This window comes from Betaproteobacteria bacterium, assembly GCA_016791345.1.
Taxonomy (GTDB): domain Bacteria; phylum Pseudomonadota; class Gammaproteobacteria; order Burkholderiales; family JAEUMW01; genus JAEUMW01.
This window is the reverse complement of the sequence record JAEUMW010000115.1, coordinates 1-1,500: the sequence shown is the minus strand read 5'-3', so window position 1 is coordinate 1,500 and position 1,500 is coordinate 1. Positions and strand designations below refer to the sequence as shown.

The following is a 1,500-nucleotide window of genomic DNA, read 5'->3' as shown; positions in this document are numbered from 1 at the left end:
GAGGAGACGGATTGGCCGCGCATCGCCGCCCTCTACGATGCGCTCGCGCAGCGCCTGCCGTCCCCGGTGGTGGAGCTCAACCGCGCAGTCGCGCTCGCCATGGCGTTCGGCCCCGAAGCGGGCATGGAGGTGGTCGATGCGCTGCGCTCGGAACCTGCGCTCGCGAACTATCACCTGCTGCCGAGCGTGCGTGGTGATCTCCTCGCCCGGCTCGGTCGCGGTGCCGAGGCGGCAGCAGAGTTCAAGCGCGCCGCGACCCTCACCCACAACGCGCGCGAACGCGCGCTGCTGGAGAGGCGCGCCCGCGACTGCGTCACGCCGCCCTGCGGAACGTCAGATTGATGCGCTGCTTGCCAGTCAGGGGGTGATACCCGTCCTCGAGCGGCCGCACTCCGTGATAACGGAGTCGCGCCGGACCGCCCCACACCACGACGTCGCCATGCCGAAGCGGAACGCGCCTGACCGGGTCGGACCGTCTCGAGCCGCCGAACAGAAAGACCGCGGGAACACCGAGCGATATCGAAACGATGGGCGCGCCGAGGTCCCGTTCATTCCGGTCCTGATGCAGGGAAAGCCTGGCTCCGCGTTCGCAGCGGTTGATGAGGCAGGCATCGGGCAGGAAATCTTCGAAGCCGGCCCGGGATGCCGCGTGCTGCGCGACGCGAAGGAACGCAGCCGCCATTTCCGGCCAGCTCTCGCCATTCTCCGGGTCGACGCGGGTGTAGCGATAGCCGCCGCTATCGCTGACCCAACCCCACGCGCCGCAGTTCGTCATCGCCACCGACATGCGGAAGCCGCCAGGGGTCGCCATGTGGCGAAACGGCGCGCGTCGGATTGCATCGCGAAGCGCGGCCAGCAGCATGGGCGCGTCCGCCACGGCAAGGCCGCGCAGCACCACTGCACCAAGCCCCAGGGAATCTTCGCGCGGCTCGGCCTCGGGCAGGTCGAAGAGGTCCGCGCTCATCCGAGTGCACGGGTCAGGCAGCATGCTCTCGAACTCAAGCTCATGGTCGATCCTCGCAATCGCCCTCCCGCCTTGCTTCGACGCGCTGCGAAAAGGTCATGTTCTTGCCTCCCATGCGCACCGTCAGTTCACCCGAAATGCGATCCGTATTGCCCTCTAAGCGCGCCGTTTCTGGTACAGGCTTGCGGACCCGGCCTCGCACGGCGCGCCCGCTGCCGCACCCAGGCAACCCATCGTCAGTGACAGGAGCGCGCAGCGAACCGGATGACGTCGGCGCAACCCGATCGCACGTGCAGTCGTGCCGAGCGTCATCGCAGTGCCGGCTGCTGCTGCGATGGCGGCTCGCGACGGGTGCGCCGCCGACGGGCCGCCCGGCCGCATCCTCATGTCTCCGACTCCCGGTCGAGCAGCGCGCGCTTGCGCTCGACCCCCCAGCGATAGCCGGAGAGTCCGCCGTCGATCCTCACCACCCGATGGCAGGGGATCGCAACCGCCAGCAAGTTGGCCGCGCAGGCACCCGCCACCGCGCGCACCGA

The 1,500-nt window shown here is 69.3% G+C and carries 3 protein-coding genes; 1 reads left to right on the top strand and 2 read right to left on the bottom strand.

Going from position 1 to position 1,500, the window contains the following annotated elements:
- The coding region (locus JNK68_04620) for a hypothetical protein (GenBank protein MBL8539637.1) at positions 1 to 342 on the top strand (342 nt) is incomplete at its 5' end.
- On the opposite strand, the gene alkB is transcribed toward JNK68_04620, so the two are convergent.
- Positions 314 to 964, bottom strand: a complete 651-nt coding sequence (gene alkB / locus JNK68_04615) for a DNA oxidative demethylase AlkB (protein MBL8539636.1) — start codon at positions 962 to 964, stop codon at positions 314 to 316. The genes JNK68_04620 and alkB overlap by 29 nt on opposite strands.
- Before the next feature lie 383 nt (positions 965 to 1,347).
- Positions 1,348 to 1,500, bottom strand: a 153-nt coding sequence (locus JNK68_04610) for a methylated-DNA--[protein]-cysteine S-methyltransferase (GenBank protein MBL8539635.1), incomplete at its 5' end; no start/stop codon positions are given.